Annotated in this window: 19 protein-coding genes; 5 read left to right on the forward strand and 14 right to left on the reverse strand. The window is 67.6% G+C overall.

The features are described 5' to 3' along the window. Nucleotides 1–152 precede the first annotated feature (152 nt). Nucleotides 153–545 carry a hypothetical protein gene (locus tag ABNQ39_RS06240; RefSeq protein WP_376959522.1) on the forward strand — a complete coding sequence of 131 codons (393 nt, stop codon included), beginning with the start codon at nt 153–155 and terminating at the stop codon, nt 543–545. A gap of 55 nt (nt 546–600) precedes the next feature. Here the strand turns inward: ABNQ39_RS06240 and ABNQ39_RS06245 are convergent, their stop codons facing one another. The 8 genes from ABNQ39_RS06245 to ABNQ39_RS06280 form a co-directional block, all read right to left on the reverse strand. After that, nucleotides 601–3,720, reverse strand: coding sequence for an efflux RND transporter permease subunit (locus ABNQ39_RS06245; RefSeq protein WP_376959523.1), 3,120 nt, complete (start codon nt 3,718–3,720; stop codon nt 601–603). After that, on the reverse strand, nt 3,717–5,030 hold the full coding sequence (locus tag ABNQ39_RS06250; RefSeq protein WP_376959524.1) for an efflux RND transporter periplasmic adaptor subunit: 1,314 nt from the start codon (nt 5,028–5,030) through the stop codon (nt 3,717–3,719). The genes ABNQ39_RS06245 and ABNQ39_RS06250 overlap by 4 nt, the downstream gene beginning before the upstream one ends. Before the next feature lie 42 nt (nt 5,031–5,072). Next, on the reverse strand, nt 5,073–5,681 hold the full coding sequence (locus ABNQ39_RS06255; RefSeq protein WP_098739613.1) for a TetR/AcrR family transcriptional regulator: 609 nt from the start codon (nt 5,679–5,681) through the stop codon (nt 5,073–5,075). 241 nt (nt 5,682–5,922) lie between these two features. Beyond that, nucleotides 5,923–7,404, reverse strand: a complete 1,482-nt coding sequence (locus tag ABNQ39_RS06260; protein WP_376959525.1) for a BON domain-containing protein — start codon at nt 7,402–7,404, stop codon at nt 5,923–5,925. 266 nt (nt 7,405–7,670) lie between these two features. Next, nucleotides 7,671–8,072, reverse strand: a complete 402-nt coding sequence (locus ABNQ39_RS06265) for a response regulator (RefSeq protein WP_098739611.1) — start codon at nt 8,070–8,072, stop codon at nt 7,671–7,673. 71 nt (nt 8,073–8,143) lie between these two features. Then, on the reverse strand, nt 8,144–8,482 hold the full coding sequence (locus ABNQ39_RS06270; RefSeq protein ID WP_376959526.1) for an STAS domain-containing protein: 339 nt from the start codon (nt 8,480–8,482) through the stop codon (nt 8,144–8,146). Nucleotides 8,483–8,745: 263 nt separating this feature from the next. Further along, nucleotides 8,746–9,786 carry an ABC transporter substrate-binding protein gene (locus tag ABNQ39_RS06275; RefSeq protein WP_376959527.1) on the reverse strand — a complete coding sequence of 347 codons (1,041 nt, stop codon included), beginning with the start codon at nt 9,784–9,786 and terminating at the stop codon, nt 8,746–8,748. A gap of 254 nt (nt 9,787–10,040) precedes the next feature. Further along, nucleotides 10,041–10,826, reverse strand: a complete 786-nt coding sequence (locus ABNQ39_RS06280) for a tetratricopeptide repeat protein (protein ID WP_376959528.1) — start codon at nt 10,824–10,826, stop codon at nt 10,041–10,043. 259 nt (nt 10,827–11,085) lie between these two features. Here ABNQ39_RS06280 and ABNQ39_RS06285 point away from each other — a divergent pair, with 259 nt between their 5' ends. Together ABNQ39_RS06285 and ABNQ39_RS06290 are read left to right on the forward strand one after the other, a co-directional pair. Continuing rightward, nucleotides 11,086–11,517: an ATP-binding protein gene (locus ABNQ39_RS06285; RefSeq protein ID WP_376959529.1), complete on the forward strand. Its 432-nt coding sequence runs from the start codon at nt 11,086–11,088 to the stop codon at nt 11,515–11,517. A 379-nt stretch (nt 11,518–11,896) separates the two neighbouring features. Continuing rightward, nucleotides 11,897–12,082, forward strand: coding sequence for a hypothetical protein (locus tag ABNQ39_RS06290; RefSeq protein WP_146255415.1), 186 nt, complete (start codon nt 11,897–11,899; stop codon nt 12,080–12,082). 60 nt (nt 12,083–12,142) lie between these two features. Here the strand turns inward: ABNQ39_RS06290 and ABNQ39_RS06295 are convergent, their stop codons facing one another. Further along, nucleotides 12,143–12,340: a hypothetical protein gene (locus ABNQ39_RS06295; protein WP_376959530.1), complete on the reverse strand. Its 198-nt coding sequence runs from the start codon at nt 12,338–12,340 to the stop codon at nt 12,143–12,145. A gap of 184 nt (nt 12,341–12,524) precedes the next feature. On the opposite strand from ABNQ39_RS06295, the gene ABNQ39_RS06300 reads away from it, so the two are divergent. Next, nucleotides 12,525–12,932, forward strand: coding sequence for an RcnB family protein (locus tag ABNQ39_RS06300; protein ID WP_376959531.1), 408 nt, complete (start codon nt 12,525–12,527; stop codon nt 12,930–12,932). A 15-nt stretch (nt 12,933–12,947) separates the two neighbouring features. Here ABNQ39_RS06300 and ABNQ39_RS06305 read toward each other — a convergent pair whose 3' ends face one another. Both ABNQ39_RS06305 and ABNQ39_RS06310 read right to left on the reverse strand, forming a co-directional pair. Beyond that, entirely contained in the window at nt 12,948–14,834 is a 1,887-nt protein-coding gene (locus tag ABNQ39_RS06305; protein WP_376959532.1) for a response regulator, read from the reverse strand. A gap of 8 nt (nt 14,835–14,842) precedes the next feature. Beyond that, nucleotides 14,843–17,422, reverse strand: coding sequence for a response regulator (locus ABNQ39_RS06310; protein ID WP_376959533.1), 2,580 nt, complete (start codon nt 17,420–17,422; stop codon nt 14,843–14,845). A gap of 232 nt (nt 17,423–17,654) precedes the next feature. Between ABNQ39_RS06310 and ABNQ39_RS06315 the strand changes: the two genes are divergently transcribed. Further along, nucleotides 17,655–17,996, forward strand: a complete 342-nt coding sequence (locus tag ABNQ39_RS06315; RefSeq protein WP_376959534.1) for a cupin domain-containing protein — start codon at nt 17,655–17,657, stop codon at nt 17,994–17,996. 2 nt (nt 17,997–17,998) lie between these two features. Here the strand turns inward: ABNQ39_RS06315 and ABNQ39_RS06320 are convergent, their stop codons facing one another. From ABNQ39_RS06320 to ABNQ39_RS06330, 3 genes are all read right to left on the reverse strand, one after another. After that, entirely contained in the window at nt 17,999–18,511 is a 513-nt protein-coding gene (locus ABNQ39_RS06320; RefSeq protein ID WP_109048496.1) for a hypothetical protein, read from the reverse strand. A gap of 156 nt (nt 18,512–18,667) precedes the next feature. Then, nucleotides 18,668–19,090, reverse strand: coding sequence for a nucleoside-diphosphate kinase (gene ndk / locus ABNQ39_RS06325; protein ID WP_012974418.1), 423 nt, complete (start codon nt 19,088–19,090; stop codon nt 18,668–18,670). 219 nt (nt 19,091–19,309) lie between these two features. Beyond that, nucleotides 19,310–20,281 (reverse strand): choline ABC transporter substrate-binding protein, encoded by a 972-nt coding sequence (locus ABNQ39_RS06330; RefSeq protein ID WP_376959535.1) that lies wholly within the window; start codon nt 20,279–20,281, stop codon nt 19,310–19,312. Between the last annotated feature and the right edge of the window lie 31 nt (nt 20,282–20,312).

Genomic DNA, 20,312 nt, shown 5'->3' on the forward strand with positions numbered 1-20,312 from the left:
AAGATCGTCCGATGAGCGATACTGTGCCGTCGTGCATTCCGTTCACCCCGCGTTTCCTGCTCCCGTGAGGTAACCGCCCCTTGTCCGGATTGGCCGCCCTTCCCGCACCGACCAGCGCGATGCCCAGTTCGGGCCTTGCGAAGCTGCGTCAGATGCTGGCGAGCGATGCCTCGGCGGTCCAGCCGATCCGCCGCATTCCCGGCGAGGAGGAACGCAAGCGCGGCAAGGAAGGCACCGAGGCGACCGGCGACGCGCTGCAGAGCAGCGGCCGCGCCGATGGCGAGTCGACGGCGACGCGCACACGGACGGCTGCCGGTTCGTCCGGTGGATTTACCATCGGCGGTGCGGCTGAGGATGCCGGCCCGGTCATTGGCGGCCCGGTGCCGCTGAACGCCCTGCCCAACGCCGGCTATGTCGCCCAGAGCATCCATCAGGAGGCGATGGGCAGCGGCCTGACCATCGAACCCTGGTCGGAAGCCATCGACGCCTACCGCCGCGCCGATGCCGGGGTCAACACGCCGATGGTCACGCAGATCGCGGTTTAAAGCCGTGGTGTGAACGCCCCTCTCCCAAGGCGGGAGAGGGAAATCCACGCGCCCCTCAGTCGTCGCCACCCGCCGGCATCGGGCCATGGGGGATGTCCGCCTTCCGGCCGCGGAACAGGTTGCTGATGAAGTGGCCGAAATCCTCCATGTAGAGGTAGAGCGACGGCGTGATGTAGAGCGTCAGCACCTGCGACACGCACAGGCCGCCGACCACGGCGAGACCCAGCGGCTGGCGCAGTTCCGCCGCCGCACCATGGGCGATGGCGATGGGCAGGGTGCCCATGATCGCCGCCATCGTCGTCATGATGATCGGGCGGAAGCGCAGCAGGCAGGCCTGCTCGATGGCGTCGCGCGCCGACATGCCCTTGCGCCGGGCGTCCACCGCGAAGTCGATCATCATGATCGCGTTCTTCTTCACGATGCCGATCAGCATCAGGATGCCGATGATGGCGATGACGCTGAGTTCGACGTCGAACAGCATCAGCGTGGCCAGCGCGCCGATGGCCGCCGACGGCAGGCCGGACAGGATGGTCAGCGGGTGGATGAAGCTCTCGTACAGCACGCCCAGCACGATATAGATCACCAGCACCGCCGCGGAGAGCAGCAGCGCCTGACCGGCCTGGGCATCTTGGAACACCTGGGCGGTGCCGGCGAAGCCGGTGGTGATGGTGGGCGGCAGGCCCATCTCGCGCTCCGACGCGCGGATCAGGTCGACCGCCTGCCCCAGCGAGGCGCCCGGCGCCAGGTTGAAGGACAGGGTGACGGCGGGAAGCTGGCCCTGGTGGTTGACCGCCAGCGGGCCGGCGGTGCGCTCCACCCGCGCGAACGCGTCGAGCGGCACCAGCTTGCCGGTGGTGGTGGAGCGGACATAGATGCGCGACAGCGAGCTGTCGTCGCCCTGGTATTTCGGCTCCAGTTCGATCAGCACCTGATAGTCGTTGCTGGGGGTGTAGATGGTCGAGACCTGCCGCTGGCCGAAGGCGCTGTAGAGGGTCGAGCGCACCTGATCGACGCCGAGGCCGAGCGTGGCCGCCTTCTCGCGGTCGATGTGAACGTAGGCCTGCGGGTTGTTGAGCTGAAGATCGCTGGTCACGTCCTGCAGGATGGGGATGCCGCGCAGCGTCTGTTCCAGCCGGCCGGACCACTGGTAAAGCTCGTCGAGGTCGAGGCCCTGGATGGTGTACTGGTAGAGGCTCTTCGACGCGCGGCCGCCGATGCGCAGGTTCTGCACCGGCTGCATGTAGACCGCCATGCCGGGGATGCCGTTGACCTGCCGGCGGATCTGCTGGATCACCTCGGTCGCCGACGGACGTTCGTCGCGCGGCTTCAGGGTGATGAACATGCGGCCTTGGTTGCCGGTGCTGCCGCCGACGCCGACGGAGGAGATGACGTCGACCACCGCCGGGTTGGCCTTGATGATGGCGGCGACCTGCTGCTGCCGCTCCGCCATCGACGGGAAGGCGATGTCGGCACGCGCCTCGGTCGTCACCTGGATCTGGCCGATGTCCTCGGTCGGGAAGAAGCCCTTGGGGATCGCCTGATAGAGCAGCGCCGTGCCGATGACGGTGCCGATCATCACCAGCCCCATCAGCGGGCGGTGGCGCAGGGTCCAGCGCAGCGTGCGGGCATAGCCGTTCAGCACCGCGGAGAAGCCGCCCTCCAGCATGCGGCCGAACCAGCCTTCCTTCTGGTCATGGGCATGGGTGAGGAAGCGCGAGCACATCATCGGCGTCAGCGTCAGCGACACGAAGGCCGATGCGCCGATGGACATGGTGACGACCAGGGCGAACTCGTGGAACAGCCGCCCGACCACGCCGCCCATCAGCAGGATCGGGATGAAGACCGCGACCAGCGACAGGGTGATCGACAGGATGGTGAAGCCGATCTCGCGCGAGCCCTTGATGGCGGCCTCGAACGGCTTCATCCCCTCTTCGACGTAGCGGACGATGTTCTCCATCATGACGATGGCGTCGTCCACCACGAGGCCGACCGCCAGCGTCAGCGCCATCAGCGAGATGTTGTCGACCGAGAAGCCCAGCAGATGCATGCCGCCGGCCGTCGCGATCAGCGAAATCGGCACGGCCAGCGCCGGGATTAGCGTCGCCGACAGCCGGCGCAGGAATAGGAAAATCACCATGACCACCAGCACGATGGTCAGGCCCAGCGTGAACTGCACGTCCTCCACCGCCTGCCGGATCGATTCGGAGCGGTCGTTGACCACCTGGATGGCGGCGGCGGCGGGAAGCTGCGTCTGGAACACCGGGACCAGCTCGCGCACGCGGTCGACCACGTCGACGGTATTGGCGTCGGGCTGGCGCTGGACTGCCAGCATGATGCTGCGGGTGCCGTTCAGCCAGCTGGCAGTGCGGTCGTTCTCGACGCTGTCCAGCACCTGCGCAACGTCGCCCAGCCGGACGGGGGCGCTGTTGCGGTAGGCGACGATCAGCTGGCGGAAGGCGGCGGCGTCGGGAAGCTGCGGGTTGGCGGCGATGACCAGCTGCTGCTGCTGGCCGGTCAGGGTGCCGACCGGCGTGTTGGCGTTGGCGGCGGCCAGCGCCTTCTGCAACTCGTCGATGCCGATGCCGCGCAGCGCCAGGGCGTTGGGGTTGACCTGTACCCGCACCGCGTATTTCTGCGAGCCGTAGATCTGCACCTGGGCGACGCCCGGCAGGGTGGCGACCTTCGGCTGGATCAGCGTTTCGGCGATGTCGTTCAGCTGCGCCAGCGGCAGGGTCGGCGAGTTCAGCGACAGGAACAGGATCGGCTGGTCGGCCGGGTTGACCTTGCGGTAGCTGGGCGGGGTCGTCATCTCCGCCGGCAGACGGCGCTGTGTGCGGGCGATGGCCGCCTGCACGTCGGCCGCCGCCGCGTCGATATCGCGCTCCAGCACGAACTGGATGGTGATGCTGGTGTTGCCGAGCGTGCTGTTAGACGTGATGGTGTCGATGCCGGCAATGGTGGAGAACTCACGCTCCAGCGGGCTGGCGACCGACGCCGCCATCGTCTCCGGCGAGGCGCCCGGCAGGGTGGCGGTGACGCTGACCACCGGGAAATCCACCCGCGGCAGCGCCGCGGTGGGCAACTGGCGGTAGGCCGCCAGACCGCTCAGCACCAGGGCCGCCGTCAGGAGAATGGTCATCACCGGACGGCGGATGCAGAGTTCGGAGAGGTTCACGTGGCACCCCCGCTGCTCTTGCCCTCAGCGGACTGCCCGTTGGTAACGGTGCTGCGGGCGGCGGCGTCCTGGGTGGCGGAGCCCTGCTGGCGCCCGCCTTCGGCGGTCTCGCCGCCGCCAGGGGAGCCAGCTGGGGCGGCGGGCTTGCCGCCGGCCTTCTCGGTGATCTTGGCACCGGGGAACAGCCGCGACTGGCCATCGACGACCACCCGCTCGCCCGCCTTCAGGCCGGAGGCGACGACGCTGAGGCCGCCATGGTTGCGCTCGACGGTGACCGGCCGCACCTCCACCGTCTCGTCGGCCTTGACGACATAGACGAAGCGCCCCTTCTGGCCGGTCTGCACGGCGAGGTCGGCGATGGTCAGGGCGTTCTGCTCGACGCGCAGGGTCAGGACGGTGTCGACGAACTGGCCCGGCCACAGGCGGGTGTCGGCGTTCGGAAACTCGCCCTTGACCAGAATGGTACCGGTCTGCTGGTCGACCTGGCTGTCTACGAAGGACAGCTTGCCCTCCGCCTTCTCGCCATGCCCGCCGGCGATGGTGGCGGTCACGGAAAGCGAGCCGCTGGCCATCGCGGCGCGGATCGCCGGCAGATGCTTTTCCGGGACGTTGAAGGAGACGTTGATCGGGCGCAGCTGGGTCAGGGTGACCAGCGGGTTGGTGTCGGCGGCGCGGACCATGGTGCCGACCTTGGCGGCGACGGTGCCGGTGCGACCGTCCATCGGGGCGGTGATGCGGGTGAAGCTGAGCGAGACCTTCGCCGCCTCGATTGCCGCGAGGTCGGCCTTCACCGTGCCCTCCAGCGCATCGGCGGTGGCGACGGCGGCATCATAGGTGGTGCGGGAGATGGCGCTGGTCCGCACCAGCTCGGCATAGCGCTTCACGTCGCCCTTGGCCTTCTCCAGATTGGCGCGGTCGCGCTCCAGATTGGCCTGGGCCTGACGCAATTGGGCGTCGAGCGAGCGGCTGTCGAGGGTGAAGAGCGTGTCGCCGGTCTTCACCTCCTGCCCTTCGATGAAGTTGACCGTTTCCACCGCGCTGTCGACGCGGGCCTTGATGGCGATGGCGGCGATGGGCTGGACGCTGCCGATGGTGACAATCTGTTCGGGCACGGCCTGCACCGCCACCGTCTGGGTCACCACGGGAACCGCCCGGCCGGCACCGGCCGGCGCCGCCGTTTTGGATTGCGGCTTCTGGCCGTCCGCCGCCGCCGTCTTGCCATCCGCCCCGGCATTGTGGGTCGCATACCAATAGTACCCGCCACCGCCGATCACAGCGGCCAGCAGCAGGACCAGGAAAAACCGTCTCATCCGATGGGACTCCAAACGCCGGAGCCAGGGGCCGGCACAGGCTTAGATAAAGGGGGGCAGATTGGTGATGCCGGACATCAGAATGTCGATGACGGAGCGCTCCAGCGCCTCACGCGGGCGTTCGCCCAGTTGCATGATGCCGCCGCGGACCATGCCGATGATCAGCAGCGGCACGACCTCCAGGTCGATCTTGCGGAACTCGCCGGACGCCATGCCGTCGGCCAGCACCTGCTGCAACGCGGTGGCGGTGCGCTGGCTGCGGCGGCGCAGGATGCGGCGGGTGCGGTCCGCCAGATCGGACTGGTCGCCGCCCAGCAGCTTCAGCGTCTGCAACTGCTCGCTCAAGGTGTCGACCAGGGCCGAGACCATGGCGGACAGCCGGACGGACGCCGGCACCTGCTGCGGCGCCAGTTCGGCGTTCAGCTTGTGCTCCAGCCCGCCCAGCGCGCGTTCCAGCGATTCCAGATACAGCTCTTCCTTGGAGGGGAAGTAGCGATAGAGCGTGGCCTTGCCCACGCCGGCCCGTTTCGCCACCTCTTCCACCTGGACCGAGGCGTAATCGCGGCCGGCGAACAGCTCCGCCGCGGCGTTGAGGATCACCTCGCGCCGCCGAGCGCGCCAGTCGGGTATCTCTTCCGCATCAAGAGGCATGAATGGAACTCACGGGTTTCAAAAACTGACGATAGTCGAGATCCCTAGAGTGTCAAGGAACCTGTTTCCAATAAAAATGAATTCGCCGTCATGTGGGGGAACTGTTTCCTTTCCATGACCGGAACGGACGGATTGACGGCCCCGAGAACGTAAAAAGGCGCGAAGCCCGACCTGCCCAGGGGGGAATTACCTGAGAGGCCGGGCTTCGCGCCCATTCAATTTAAAGCGGTAACGCGGGACGTCAGGTCCGCGTGTTGGTGGTGCGGCCGATGCCGGTCGAGCCGGTCACGCCGGTGGTCGAGCCAGCCATCGAACCGGTGCCTGCCGATGCACCGGCCGGGCCGCCGCTGGTGCCGGTACCGAGGCCGGCTGCAGTGCCAGTGCCGGTGGTGTCGGCCCCCTGGAAACCGCCTGTCGTCCCGCTCATCGACGAGGAGGTGCCGCCGGGGGTTGAGCCGGTGCCCGCATTCGCCATCGCCGAGGCGCCGGCGCCGGTGGAACTGCCCCAGCCCGAACCGCCCTGGCTTCCGGTTTGCGCACGGACGCGCAGGTTGTTCTGCACATGCGATACACCGGAAACGGACTCGGCGACATCCTCGGCCCGGCGCTTGGTGTTGCGGTCGGGGACCATGCCGGTCAGCGTCACCTCGCCGCCGCTGACCGCCACCTCGATGTCAGAAGCGTCGATGTAGGCGTCGTCGGTCAGCCGGTCGCTGACATCCTCGCGCACACGCTCGTCGGAACGGCTGTAGCCGCGCGGGCCACGGCCGCGATGCTGGGAGGCGCGCATCTGGTCCTCGTGACGGCGGCGCTCCGCATCGTCATCGCCAAACCAGGAGGCGATCTCGTCGCCGGCCTGTTCCCAGAAGCCGCGCTGATCGCCCCGGCCGCGGTTCTCGCCATAGCCGCGGCCTTCCTGGCTGCGGTACATGGCCCCGCGGTCATCGCCCCAGGAACGGTTGCGGTAGTCGTCGCTGCCATAGCCTGCGCCATGGCCGGTGGAGGAACTGCCGCCGAGATCGCGCCGGCTCCAGTCGCCACGGTCCCAATCGCCACGGTCACGGCCGGATTCGTAACCGCCACCATAGCCGCTGGATTGGGGACCGTAAGTGCGGGACCCGTAATCACGGTTGCGTTGGTCGCTGCTTTCAAAGCTGCGGTCGCCGTAATTCCGCTCGCCATAGGGGCGGACGCCATAATCGCGGTCACGGTAAGCGGCGCTGCCGAGATCACGGCTGGTGTAGTTGCCTTCGGTTCCGGCATTGCCGGCACCGGCATAACCGCCATAGCCGCTGGAGCCCGACCGGCCGCCATAGCCGGCACCATAGCCGCCGCGGCTCATGTCGCGCCCGCTGCCGAAGTTGCGATCATAGACCCGCTCCATCTCGCGGGAAGTGTCGCGCCGGTTGTCGTCATAGTGGGAATCGCGGCCGTAACCGCCCGATTCATTGCCGACGCGCCCACCATAGCCGGTATCGCGATAGTCACGGCCCTGCTCGTCCTGATGGCGGTGGGCCTGGGTGCGATACATGCTCTCGTGCTGGCGGCTGTCGTCCCCGCTCTGGGCCCGGTTCCAGTCCCGGCTTTGGTCCTGACCATAGCCCTGGCCATAGACGCCGGTGCGGCTCGGTCCCTCGCCCCAATCGCGGTGCCGGTTGGGTTCACGGTCCTCGTCGCGCCAGTCACGGCCCTCGCCTCGCCACCGATTCTCGTACTGCGCCATCGTGGTCGGCTCCCTCTTTTCAGGATTCTTGAATGGGCGGGCTGCGCCACGGATGGCGTCGCCACGCCCGTCTGTCCCGATCAACAGGGGCGGTCAAACGGCGTTCCGGAAATTCAGCGGCCGGTTCCAGGGAAAACGGAGAGTTCTGGCACGGGGCTTGCGAAGGGGACCGCGGTTGGTTCCACGCATCACTTACGGCTTCGGCGCTTCATGCACCGAAGCCGTTTTCTTTTGCGCCCTTTTATTGGGCAGGCACTTCAATCTGCTTAATTTGGCAGCGACTGGTCGAGCAGACGGGCAACCGCAGCCCCCAACTCCTCGTTGAGGAACGGTTTGTAGATGATCTCATCCGCATTGAACATTCGTGTCATTTTCAGCAGATATCCGGCCGGCATGTTGGGTGCGCCGCCGGACATGGCAAGGATCTTCACGTCCGGCTGGGTGCTGCGGGCGGCCTTGATCAGTTCGATCCCGTCCACCTCCGGCATCAGCACGTCGGTGACGATCAGGTCGAAACTGCGGCGGTCGAGGGCGCGGATCGCCGCCCGTCCGTTCTCCGCCTCCGTCACGTCGAAACCGCGCCCCTCTAGATATCCGGCGACGGACAGCCGCACGGCCGGCGAATCCTCGACGACCAGGATGTTGGGGCGATTGGCACTTCCCATCATGCACCCGGCTCCTTTTGGGAACCGCCTTATCGAAAAGCCGGCCGCGGCCGGCGGAAGTCTACGCGTGCCCCTCACCCACCCACTGCCGCGACGGCCGCAGCCGCGTCGGCATGGATCTGGAACAGGGACGAAAAACCGCTGACATCGAACATCTCGCGGATATTCGGCGCCATCGCGGACAGGACAATCGAACCGCGCTTCGCCCGGGCCGCCTTGGCGGCGACCAGCAGGGACCGAAGCCCGGCCGAACTGATGTAGGCAAGCTGGGCCATATCGACAACGATCCGCGTGCCCTCATCGCCGATGGCGGACATCAGAACGCGTTCGAATTCGCCCGTGCTGCCGCTGTCGATGCGTCCGACCGGGTGCAGCACCGTGATGCCATTCTCTGTTCGCTCGGCAATGTGCATACCCGGCTCCCGCCACATTCTTCCAGGCTTCCGGTTATAGCATGTCGGCGGAGTGCCGACGATGCCTTCGCAGTGCGGCGAAAATCGCGCTCATCGCGCCTTTCCGCCATCGTCAGGCCCAGCGCGCCATAGGCGATCGGCGCCGTCCTGCGGAAGGTAGCTGCGAGCACGTCGCAGTCCTCCGGGTCCAGCAGGCGGACGGCGGCCACCCCGCGCGCCACACCGCCATCCAGGGTATGGCAGGGCTGCGAGAGGCCGGACGCTCACGACTCGATGATTTCGGCAAAGTTCAGCAGGCCGATGGGTGGGTAATATTCAAGAGCCCGCACGGTGGCCATGTTGATGATGACGGAGAAACGCTTCAGCGTTTCCACCGGAATGTCCGCCGGGTCGGTCCGGTCGATCAGGATCTGCGCCGCTTTGAAGGCGGTGAAGCGGCCGATGCCGTAGGCACTGCTGGCCAGCGCCAGCATCGCCTTGTCGGTGCGCACGATCAGTTCCGTCACCGAGAAGGTCGGCAGCCGCAGGCGCAGCGCCTCCGCCGCGACGACGGAGCGGTTGTGGAAGGCGATGAAGGTGTCGGGGCCGATGTACAGCACCTCCGCCCCGCGGGCCGCCACCCGGGCCAGCGCATCGGGAACGGCGGCGGCGACCGGCTCGCCACGGTCGTTCAGCGGCACCGGCTCCTCCACCAGCTCCAGCCCGCGCAATGCCATCTCCGCCCGCAGCCCCTCGATGGTGACGACGGAATTGCGTTCCTGCGGGTTGTAGACGATGCCCAGCCGCCTGATCGGGCGGTAAGCCAGAATGGTGTTCAACTGCACCGCGATGGGCGCGATGTGGATGGTGCCGGTGACGTTGCGCCCCGGCCGGCCGAGGTCGGGCACGATCTTCGCGTCCACCGGTGCGGCGACGAAGGTGAAGACCACCGGAATGTCAGTGACATGGCGGCGCGGATCGGCATCGTCGAAGGGACCGACGATGCCGCGGGTCTGCGGCGTGCCGAAGCTGTAGACCAGATCGGGGCGGGTGTCCTTGATCTCCTCCACGATGGCCGGCAGCCGGGCGTGATCGCCGCCGGTGTCGCGGATGGTGTAATCGACCGTCAGCCCGTGGCGGGCCAGATAGTCCTTGAAGCCGTATTCGTTGTCGCTCTCGCCCCGGCCAAGAACCATGGTGATTCGAAAGGTCCTGTCCGGCACCGCCGCCGCAAGGGGAAAGGCCGGCAGCATCAAACCGCCAGCGGCAAGGCCCAGGAGAGAGCGGCGGCGGACGCCATGAAATTCGTCTTCGAAACGCATCATGGTCACGCCTCCCGCTGCCGGAGCGCAGGGACGGCCGGGCCAAGCAACCGCCCAACCTCAAGGCCCAGCCTCATGGCACGCCGCCGTCATGAAACGTCGATGCATCAGCCACGGGCCGCCCAAAGCTCCATCGCCATCCGCCGGGTGTCCCTTCGCAGGGTGCCACCCGTCAGATGAACCGCGATTCCGCCGGAGCTTGCAAGCGGTTTTCCAGCTTGTCCTAATATAGTGGGCCAGCGGCCTTCCGGGCGGCCTCAGCCGGGAGGCAGTGCTCCGGCATGGGCGCTCTGCATGGGGATTTCCTGCATACGGCGCTGTTCCGGCCGCCATGGCGCCGCGTCGTCCTCATCCTCCGCGGCGTCCGGCCAGTCCTGGGACAGGTCCGGGCGCAGGTCGGGGATGACGGTTTGCCGCAGCTCGGCCAGCGCCACCAGCGCGTCGCGGTCGCCGGCCGCTGCTGCCGCCTGCAACCAAAGGGCGGCTTCGGCCGGATCACGGGCGGCACCGACTCCCTCGCGCAGGCACAGGCCAAGACGGTATTGCGCGGCAGGGTGCCCCTGTTCGGCAGCTGCACGCAGCCAGCGCACCGCTTCGGTCTCGTCACGGTCGACGCCGCGGCCATCAAGCAGCAGCAGGGCGAGGTTGACCTGGGCGGGGGCGGAGTGCTGGAGCGCGGCAAGCCGGTACCACAGCGCCGCCTTGGCCGGATCGCAGGGCACGCCGGCGCCATGCTCGTGCATGTAGCCGAGATTGTTCTGCGCGCCGACATCGCCCTTGGCGGCGGCACGGCGATACCAGGATACCGCCCGGCGCGGGTCGGGCGGCACGCCGATGCCGTTGGCGAGCAGGAAGGCCAGCATGGTCTGCGCCGGGACATGGCCCTGGCGGGCGGCCCGGCGGTACCAGGAAACGGAAGCGGCAACGTCGGCCGTCCGCACGGCCTCCGCCAGCCGGTATTGCGCGTCACTGTCGCCCAGTTCGGCCTTCATCCGGGTCCAGAGCGTGGGCGTGGCAAGCATGGGCGTGGCAAGCATGGACATGGCGCCGGCACCTTCGTCGATTGTCCCCCCGGGGTTCCGCTCCACCAACACCGCGCGAACCGGCTTTATTCCGGTCGCCGCAGCGTTGTGGCCGAACCCCTTCGCCCGAGTCTGTCCCCCTGCCGCCGCCCATTCAACCTCCCCAGCCGGCGGTCGAGGAATTGTCACGCCGACGCCATCGGTTAAGAATGACCATCCCTTCGCGCCCCGTGATACCCGGAGGCATAGGGGGAAAAGTGGGACCGGGAGGCCGACTCGGATGGACGGAAAAGCGGCGCACCGCCTGGAGATAACCCTGCGCAGAGAGCTATCGGAACTCGGCCGGCTTGCTGCCGCGGTGGAGGACTTCATCGCGCGCAATCATTTGCCGCCGGACCTCGCCTTCCGCTTCACGCTCTGCCTCGACGAACTCGTCACCAACATCGTCTCCCATGGCCGCGGCGGTGCCGGTGGGCATGGCATCCGGGTGCGGCTGGAAACCGATGGGCTGGAGCTGCGGGTAGAGGTGGAGGACGATGGTGACGCCTTCGACCCCTTCGCCGAGGCCCCGTCGCCCGACCTCGGCGGCGATCTGGAGAGCCGGCGGGTTGGTGGGCTGGGCATCTTTCTGGTCGGCAAGATGATGGACCGCGCCAGCCACCGGCGCGAAGACGGCCGTAACCTGACCCTGCTCGCCAAGCGCATCGGCTGACCGTCGACGGTGGAGCGCAACCGCGAAGGGCAGACTCAGAACAATCCCGCTTCAAAAAATCTTCATGGAAGCCTTCTCCGTCTCGAACTCCGATCCAGGCGACCCCGTGAACGCCAAGTCCCCAATATTGACAGGGTCATATAGATGGATCGGCGAACCTTACAGGCTTTTCATCAAATACCGGCGGATTGCCGTCCATGACAATCCGACAAAGCAGAGCGTTTCGCTCTGCAACAAACCGACACATGACAAGAGGGTCAAATTCTTGCACTATTGTGGATAGCCCCAGGTTGCGGCCGGGACCGGCCGTTCGGGTAAGCCGATGCAGATCGGGGCAGGAGCATGGAAGGCGGACGCTAACGTGTGGAGTCGACGCATCATGACAGGGACGCAGTGCCAAGAGGCACGGCTGCGCCTTGGCTGGTCGACACGGATGCTGGCGAACAAGGCTGGCGTTCCGTGGTACGCCGTGATGAACCTCGATTACGGCACGGGTGAAGTCGACCCGGCCATCGTCGACGCGCTCACCCGCGCCTTCAAGCAGGCGGGGCTGGAGCTGCGGTAACGGAAGGCCCCTCTCCCTGGATGGGAGAGGGAACCGTCTCCGCTCCGCCGACTCATTCCCTCAGCTCGTTTTTCCGGCCTTGCCCTTCCCAGCCTTGCCCTTCTCCGCCGGACGGTCGATGTGCTTGGCCGATTCGGTGTCGGGGGTGATCGGCTTGCCGGTGTCGGACACCTCCCTGGCCGCCTCGAGCGGGTCGGCGATGTCGCGGTCGGGCTCGTTGGACAGGATTTTGCCGCTGTCGGGTTTCTGGTCTGCCATGGAATCGCTCCTTCCGTCGGATGATTCCATCACAACAGGCGGCTGCCGACATTCGTCCCGGATACACTCTGTTACCAAATCCATGACCGCCGGACACAGGCCGGCAACGATGGGCAGCCATCCTGATCGCCATGGACGCCCCCGGCCAAGACCGGGGAGCGCCGGACGCGATAGGATGGACAGCATGAAAAAGACCCTGCTCGCCGTGGCCGCCGCTATCCTCGCCGCAACCGCGGCAACGGGGACGCCCGCAATGGCCCAGGGATGGCAGCACGGCCCGGACGACCGCCCGGCCGGCCACCAGTATCCGCAGCCGCAGCCGCCCCGCGGCTACGAGCATGGCCCGCGGTACGAGCACCCCGACCGTCAGCCGGACCACCGCCCCGGTCCTCCGAAGGCGTATGGCTGGCGGGCCGGCGAGCGTCTGCCGCAGGAGTGGCGCGCGCCCCGTCATGTAATCACACGCCCCGCCGCCTATCACCTGCACCGCCCGCCGCGGGGCCATCGCTGGGTCCGCGTCAACCATGACGCCGTTCTGGTCGTTTCCACCACCGGCATCATCGTGGAGATCATGCCCGGCCTGTTCCGTTGACCGGAGTTTCCACCCCTAATCGCCAAAACCCTTCTGCGCCAGGACCAGGAAGATCTTCTCCTCCAACTGGTCGGGCGTGAAGGGCTTGGCGATGTAGCCGCTGACCTGATGGGCCAGCGCCTTCTTCACCGCATCCAGCGTCGCCAGCGCCGTGACCATCAGGAAAGGCAGGTCGCTGCGGGTCTCGCGCACCTGCTTCAGCAGGTCGAGGCCGCTCAGCCGCGGCATCATCCAGTCGCAGACGATCAGGTCATAGGCCGCACCGTCGGCCCGGAAGCGCTCCAGCGCCTCCTGGCCGTCGGCGGCGGTGACGATGTGACCGATGCCCAGCTCCTGGAGGACGGAGGTGACGAAGGCGCGCGGCCCGGCCTCGTCATCCACCACCAAGACGCGGTGGGAGGACAGGTCGATGAAGGGCACGCCGACCATGCCCAACGCCTGCCGGAGCCAGTTGGCACGTGCCAGCCGTTCCTTCGGCCCCGGCGCGTTCAGCAGAACATGGCGGACGAAGCGCGGCCGGTGGCAGTGGCGGTAGAGCACGCGGGCCACCGCCAACCGGCTCTTGCCGGAGCAGAAGGCCCCCTCCCCCGCCAGCCGGACGATGTCGAGCACGGTGTCGGCCGGCGGATCGTCCTTGGCCTGGATCAGGGGAGTCAGTACGCGCTGGGTGCGCAGGAAGGCGTTCTGGATGTCGTCGAGCTGGCCGCCGAGATATTCGCGCTCCTCGTCGGGGAAGGCACTGGACAGCACGAGGCGCTGAACCTCCGCCAGCCCCTTCAGCTTCTCGTTCCGGTCCTTCCAGCAGTCCAGCAGCCGGCCGGCAAAGTCGCGGCTGTCGAAGAAGCTCTTGAGGTAATCGGCCACCGCCTTGGCCGCGGTGGGCGACAGCGGCATCTTCTGGAGCACGAACAGGATGCGCAGCTTCTGCACGAAGTTGCGGCCACGGGTGATCTCCGGAACCGTGTCCTCGTTGACCAGCAGGGCGGTGCGGCGTTGCAGAGCCGCTTCCGTCCGCGCACCGCCGACATAGGCGCCCTCGCGGTCGCGCAGGCGGGCGGACAGGTCGCTCAGCGCCAGAATCTCGCGCTGCACCGCCTCGATGCCGAACATGTCGCCGGCGCTGGCGATGGTAAAGCAGGCCGGCTTGGCCATCTCGCGGCGGAAGGCGGCGGCCAGCGCGTCGCGCAAACCCGGCATCGGCACCCGGCGCATCAACACGTCCAGCCGGCGGAACACCGATGGAGCATCATCCGCCATCGGCCGGTCGGTGGCGATCAGCGTCACGATCAGGTCGATCAAGGTGGTGAAGGGGGCATCCCGCGCGCAGGACGCGGTGCCGGCGTCGCTTAGCAGGATCTCCCCTAGCAGCCGTTCCACCGGCGTCAGCGCGTCGGGATGCTCGGTGGTCTCGGCGAGGTTCAGCAGCGCCTCGGCCTTCTCGGCAAAGTTCCGGCAGACGGCGATGTGCTGGGTGACGGCGGCGTCGAGCAGGAAACGGCCGAGGAAGCCGCCGGCGGACAGCAGTTCCGCCGCCGTGCCGGGATAGTCGGCGGATAGGAAATCGGGCGGCGGGTGTTCCTTCAGCCGCTCGCGCGTCAGTCGGGCGATCTCGTTGACCAGCGGCGTCATGCCGCCCTTCCGGTCCATCGCCCGTTCGGCCTGGGTCAGAATGGCGACGAAGGTGGCGGTGTTGGACAGCCCGATCTGGTGGCGCGGGTGGTGCAGCAGCTCCGTCGCGGTCAGCGCGTTCTCGTCGAGGAAGCGGCGGCAGAAGCGGCCGACCCCGTCCCGGCCGGCCGGCGTGTAGAAATCGGCAGGCTCGCGGCAGGCGGCGGGGGCGGAACCGTCCGCCTCTTCCAGCGTCGGTTCCGCGGCGGGGGTGTCGTGGTGGGACTCCTCCATCTCCGCTCTCACAGGGCCAGCAGGTCGCGGAGCGCACCGAGCAGCCGCTCGGGCGCCACCGGCTTCATCACGATCTGCCGCCCCTCCTGCGCCGTCAGTCCGGCCGCCGTCTCGCGCGAGGCGTAGCCGGTCAGGAACAGGATGGGCAGAAGCTGGTTGCGGCTCTCCAACGCGCGGGCAAGCTCCAGCCCGTTCATCTTCGGCATCGACACGTCGCTGACCACCGCATCGAACAGGCCGCCGGCCTCGTCATAGCGAATCAGCGCCTCCTGCCCGTCAGAGGCCTCCACCACCGTGCAGCCGGCCTCCTCCAGCACGAGGCGGAGATAGCGGCGCACCGAGTCCTCGTCATCGACCAGCAGAATGACCGCCCCCTCTCCCTCTGCGACCTGCAAGGGGTCGAGCCCAACCGGCGATGCCGGCGGCTCGACGGCGGGCAGATAGAGCGCGAAGGTGGCACCCTGCCCCTCCTCGCCCTCCAGTTCGACCGCGCCGCCCGACTGCTGCGCCGTGCCATAGACCATCCACAGGCCGAGCCCGGTGCCTTTCCCCGGTTCCTTGGTGGTGAAGAAGGGCTCCCAGACCCGGTCGCGGATCTCCGCCGGCACGCCCGGCCCCTGGTCGCTGACGCGGATCGCGACGTAGCGGCCCGGCTTGAGGCCGCGGTGACGGGCGAAGAAGGCGTCGTCCGGCGTCTCAACCGCCAGGGCGATGGTCAGGGTGCCGCCATGAGGCATGGCGTCGCGCCCGTTCAGCGCGAGGTTCAGCAGAGCCTGGTTCAGAGTCACCGGGTTGACCAGCGCGTGCGCGCTTTCGTCATCGGCCAGGATCGCCACGTCGATGCCGGCGCTGAGCAGGGGTTTCAGGAAGACGCGCAGGTCGCGCACCAGCGGGGCGACGGCGACCACCTCGCGCTCGTCGGTCACCCGGCGGTGGGAGAAGTCCAAGAGCTGGGCGGTCAGCGCCGCCGCCCGTTCGGACGCCTTGGCGATCTCCTGCACGCAGGTCAGCACGCGGTCGGGATCGGCCGGATTGCGCTCCGCCAGCCGGGCGAAGCCGCCGATGGCGGTCAGCATGTTGTTGAATTCATGGGCGATGCCGCCGGCCATGCGGCCCACCGCCTCCATCTTCTGGGCGCGCTGAAGCTCGCCCTCCACCCGACGGCGGTCGGTTATGTCGTTCAGCACCAGCAGCACCGCCGGCCCGCCGCCATAGACGGCCTGACTGGCCGCGACCTCCAGCCGGCGGCGCTCGCCGGTCGGGCGCAGGGCATCGCATTCCAGCCGGCGCTCCTCCCCCTCGGCGGCGGCGGCAAGCGTCGCGGCCAGCGCCTCGCCCTCCGCCAGAAATCCGGCAAGCAGTTGGCCTTCCAGCGCATCGGCGGCGACGCCGAGGATCGCCGCGGCGGCCCCATTGGCGAAGCGGATGGCGGCGCGGTCCCAGATGACGATGCCGTAGGGGGCCAGCTCGACGAGTTGGCGGTAACGCAATTCGCTTTCGCGCAGGGCACCGACGGTCTGTTCCAGCCGGGCGGTCTGGCCGGCCAGTTGCTCTTCCCGCGTTTTCAGCTCGGTGATGTCCATCAGGATCTTCACCACGCCGCCGGTGCCGGTGGCATGCTCGCTGATGCGGTACCAGCGCCCGTCGGACAGCCGGCCGTCGACCGGGGTGGAGTGCTGGAGATGGCGGGTCAGCCGCTGCTCCACCCAGGCGCCGATGTCGCCCTCCCCCTCGTACCCGCCGCGCTCGGCGGCGGCGCGCAGGATCTCGGCGAAGCTGCGGCCGGGGGTCAGCATGTCGGCGATGGTGGGATAGGCGCGGCGGTACTGCTCGTTGCAGATCAGCAGCCGGCCGTCGGCGCTGAACAGCACGAATCCTTCCGACACGCTGTCGATGGCGTCATGCACCACCGCCTGCATGAAGCGCGCCTCCACCAGCGCCAGCGTCTCGGCGGTGGCATCGACGCCGCAGCCGCGATAGCCGCGGAAGCGCCCGTCGGCGCCGCGCACCGGCACGGCGCTGAGCCGCAGCACGAGGTCGCGCCCGTCCACTCCCTCGAAGCTCACCTCCAGGTCGCGGAAGGCCCGGCCGGCCTCGATGTCGGCACGGTATTCGGCCCAGGTCGTCTCGTCGGCGACCAGCACCCCAAGGTCGAGAAGGGAATCGCCGAACACCGTCCGCGGATCGCAACCGAGCAGCGTGGTGAGCCCGCCCGACAGCGCGAGATAGCGGTGGTCCGACCCGGTTTCCCAGAACCAGCCGGGCGTCACGGCGGCGAAGTCGCGGGAGCGGTCACGCAGCCCTTCCAGCTCGTCCGTCGCCCGGCGCAGAGCGGCGTCGGAACGGGCCAGAGCGGTGGCGGCGGCCCCGGCACGCCGGGCGCTCCACAGGGCCAGAGCGCCGGCGGCCACCAGCGCACCGGCGACCGGCCAGCCGACATGCCCGCTTGCAGACAGTGCCGCCAGGGTGCCGATACCGGTCAGCCCGGCCAGAAGGCCTGGAAGGGACGCGGAAAGACCCGATGGACCGGACACCGGTCTGGCGGCACCCCCGGTGGGGTGCGGTCGGTCGGTGCCTGCAACGTCCACGGGGCCTCCGTCGGTCCGAAAGGGTGGCGGAAGAGTTGTTGTCCAGTGACATCATCACCGAACCGTCCCGTCTTAGGCTGTCAGGCGTTAACAGCAGGTTTAGTCGCTAAGCTTTCGCACAGCGGCGACAGCCAGAAGCGGTAGGAGCGATGGGAAGGAGATCCGGGAGGCCGCGAAACACGTAAAAACCGGTTGCCGTTCCAAAGCCGGCCGGTTTCGAAAGGACCATGCCATGCCGCCCATGACTCCCGAGGCCCCCCCGAAGGCAGACGTGATCACGTGGAGCAATCTGCCGGCCCAGACCGCCGAAGGGGTGGAGCGCCGCAGCCTTCCAGGCACCGGCGCGTCGTTGAAGCACATCGTCATCAAGGCCGGCACCGCCGCCCCACGCCACGACCACCCGCACGAACAGTTCGTCATCGTCGTGGAAGGCCGCGCCCTGCTGACCTGCGAAGCGGGGCCGGTGGATCTGCGGCCGGGCATGGTCATCCGTTTCGACCCCGGCGCTTGGCACAGCGCCGATTTCGTCGAGGATACCGTGCTGATCGAGGTGAACCTGACCCCGGCAGGATGAGGTCAGACGCCGATATCGATGTCGATCTCGTCGTCGTCTTCCGGAGCGCGGCCCAGCAGCAGGTCGGCGGCGTCGAGCGTCAGTGCCTCGACCTCCTCGTTGCGCTCCTCGTCGGGCAGGCGCAGAGCGTGCATCAGCTGGGTCGCCAGATGGATCAGCATGGCGCGGACGCAGTCGTCTTCCGGATACTCCAGCGCCACCACATCCTTCAGGAAGGCGCCGAGCTGGTCCGGCGAATTCCAGGGATGGGTGATGACGGTCTCGAAGCCGCTGGTGCCGAGGAAGACGGAGTTGAGCGCGATGGCCTGACGGTTGATGCCGTCGACCGCCTCGTCCTGGTCGAGGTTGCCCTGGAGCACCTGATTGAAGGCGTCCAGGCTGAGGTCGATGAACTGGCGGACCAGCAGCCGCACCACGGATTCGTCGGACAGGTCGTTGCGGGCCTGCGGCTGGGTCAGCACCGGCAGCGGTTGCAGCAGCGCCGCGATGATCGGCTTTGCGGATTGGGATTCCATCGCGGGCAACTCCTGTCGGGATCGACCCCGGCATCTGCGGGGCAAAAGGTTCACGGCTCCCGATACTGCCAGAGCCTGATGCAAAACGCAAAAAAGGCCGCCCCCTCACGGGAGCGGCCCTTTCGCCGGGCCTGACTGGAGGTCAGACCCGAAAGATCAGCCCACCAGCTCGATGCCGGCGAAGAAGAAGGCGATCTCCTGGGCGGCGGTCTCCGGGGCGTCCGAACCGTGGACCGAGTTCGCCTCGATCGACTCGGCGAACTCCTTGCGGATGGTGCCCTCGGCGGCGTTGGCCGGGTTGGTGGCGCCCATGATCTCGCGGTTGCGGGCGATGGCGTTTTCGCCTTCCAGAACCTGCAGGACCACCGGGCCGGAGATCATGAAGGAGACCAGATCGCCGAAGAACGGACGCTCGCGGTGCACGCCGTAGAACTGCTCGGCCTGGGCCTTCGACAGCTGGACGCGCTTCTGGGCAACGATGCGCAGGCCGCCGTCTTCGAACTTGGCGTTGATCTTGCCGGTCAGGTTGCGGCGGGTGGCATCGGGCTTGATGATCGAGAGGGTCCGTTCGACGGCCATGGTGGTGACTCCTGCGGGAATGGGGCTTTTCGCCGATTGAAAAACTCGCAGGCGCCGCCGGATGACCGGGGCGCCGGATGGGCGGCTTTATAGAGGCGCTTTCACGGTGCGGCAAGGCGTTCGTTTGGGGCCGGGTTCCCCGATCTTCGCAAAAATACGGCCGCGCTGGCATCCCAGCGCGGCCGAAGTCGAGGAGGCTTTGGGAAAGCGGGCGTCAGGTCAGGATTTGGCGGCCCCCAGCTTGGCCTGGGCGGCGGCCAGGCCGTCCTTGCCATCCAGCGTGGTGACACCGGACAGCCAGGTCTTCAGGATGGCGGGATTCTTCTTCAGCCAGTCGGCCGCCACCGCTTCCGGCTTGCGGCCGCCGTTCATGATGCCGTCCATCACTGAGTTTTCCATGTCCACGGTGAAGACCAGATTGGACAGGAACTTGCCGATGTTCGGACATTCGGCGGCATAGCCCTTGCGCACGTTGGTGCTGACGGTGGCGCCGCCGTAATTCGGGCCGAACCAGTCGTCGCCATCGGACAGATAGGTGATGTCCATCGTCTTGTTCATCGGATGCGGCGCCCAACCGAGGAAGGCGATCCACTTCTTGGCCCGCACCGCCCGCTTCACCTCGGCCAGCATGCCGGCCTCGCTGGACTCGACCATCTTGAAGTCCTTCAACCCGAAGGCGTCGGCCTTCAGCATCTTGTCGATGATCAGGTTGCCGTCGTTGCCGGCCTCGATGCCATAAATCTTGCCGTCCAGCTTGTCCTTGTACTTCGCCAGATCCTTGAAGCTCTTCAGCCCGGCCTCGGCGGCGTAGGTCGGGACGGCCAGCGTGTATTTGGCGCCCTCCAGATTGACGCGCGTCACCTCGACCGAGCCGTCCTCCAGCACCGGCTTGATGAAGGTCTCCATGGTGGGCATCCAGTTGCCCAGGAACACGTCCAGCGACTTGGTCTTCAGCCCGAGATAGACGACCGGCACCGACGAGACGCTGGTGGTCGGCTTGTAGCCCAGCGCGTCGAGCGTGACGGACGCGAGCGCCGTCGTCGCCGCGATGTCGGTCCATCCCACGTCGCCGAACCGCACCGACTTGCAGGAGGCCGGATCCGCAGCCTGTACCGTCCCTGCCGCCAGCATCAGGCCGACGGCCAGGGTGGAGAATCTGGCGGCGGAGAATTTACCGAATGTCTTGGCCATGTCCCTGTTCTCCTTGCTTGTGGTTTTCGTT

This window comes from Azospirillum sp. A26 (assembly GCF_042604635.1).
Taxonomy (GTDB): domain Bacteria; phylum Pseudomonadota; class Alphaproteobacteria; order Azospirillales; family Azospirillaceae; genus Azospirillum; species Azospirillum palustre.

Excerpts from the sequence above, each read along its gene's own strand:
- ABNQ39_RS06240 (WP_376959522.1), top strand. The coding sequence starts at position 153 with ATGCTGGCGAGCGATGCCTCGGCGGTCCAGCCGATCCGCCGCATTCCC.
- ABNQ39_RS06250 (WP_376959524.1), bottom strand. The coding sequence starts at position 5,030 with ATGAGACGGTTTTTCCTGGTCCTGCTGCTGGCCGCTGTGATCGGCGGT.
- ABNQ39_RS06255 (WP_098739613.1), bottom strand. The coding sequence starts at position 5,681 with ATGCCTCTTGATGCGGAAGAGATACCCGACTGGCGCGCTCGGCGGCGC.
- ABNQ39_RS06260 (WP_376959525.1), bottom strand. The coding sequence starts at position 7,404 with ATGGCGCAGTACGAGAATCGGTGGCGAGGCGAGGGCCGTGACTGGCGC.
- ABNQ39_RS06265 (WP_098739611.1), bottom strand. The coding sequence starts at position 8,072 with ATGATGGGAAGTGCCAATCGCCCCAACATCCTGGTCGTCGAGGATTCG.
- ABNQ39_RS06270 (WP_376959526.1), bottom strand. The coding sequence starts at position 8,482 with ATGCACATTGCCGAGCGAACAGAGAATGGCATCACGGTGCTGCACCCG.
- ABNQ39_RS06275 (WP_376959527.1), bottom strand. The coding sequence starts at position 9,786 with ATGATGCGTTTCGAAGACGAATTTCATGGCGTCCGCCGCCGCTCTCTC.
- ABNQ39_RS06280 (WP_376959528.1), bottom strand. The coding sequence starts at position 10,826 with ATGTCCATGCTTGCCACGCCCATGCTTGCCACGCCCACGCTCTGGACC.
- ABNQ39_RS06285 (WP_376959529.1), top strand. The coding sequence starts at position 11,086 with ATGGACGGAAAAGCGGCGCACCGCCTGGAGATAACCCTGCGCAGAGAG.
- ABNQ39_RS06290 (WP_146255415.1), top strand. The coding sequence starts at position 11,897 with ATGACAGGGACGCAGTGCCAAGAGGCACGGCTGCGCCTTGGCTGGTCG.
- ABNQ39_RS06295 (WP_376959530.1), bottom strand. The coding sequence starts at position 12,340 with ATGGCAGACCAGAAACCCGACAGCGGCAAAATCCTGTCCAACGAGCCC.
- ABNQ39_RS06300 (WP_376959531.1), top strand. The coding sequence starts at position 12,525 with ATGAAAAAGACCCTGCTCGCCGTGGCCGCCGCTATCCTCGCCGCAACC.
- ABNQ39_RS06305 (WP_376959532.1), bottom strand. The coding sequence starts at position 14,834 with ATGGAGGAGTCCCACCACGACACCCCCGCCGCGGAACCGACGCTGGAA.
- ABNQ39_RS06315 (WP_376959534.1), top strand. The coding sequence starts at position 17,655 with ATGCCGCCCATGACTCCCGAGGCCCCCCCGAAGGCAGACGTGATCACG.
- ABNQ39_RS06320 (WP_109048496.1), bottom strand. The coding sequence starts at position 18,511 with ATGGAATCCCAATCCGCAAAGCCGATCATCGCGGCGCTGCTGCAACCG.
- ndk (WP_012974418.1), bottom strand. The coding sequence starts at position 19,090 with ATGGCCGTCGAACGGACCCTCTCGATCATCAAGCCCGATGCCACCCGC.
- ABNQ39_RS06330 (WP_376959535.1), bottom strand. The coding sequence starts at position 20,281 with ATGGCCAAGACATTCGGTAAATTCTCCGCCGCCAGATTCTCCACCCTG.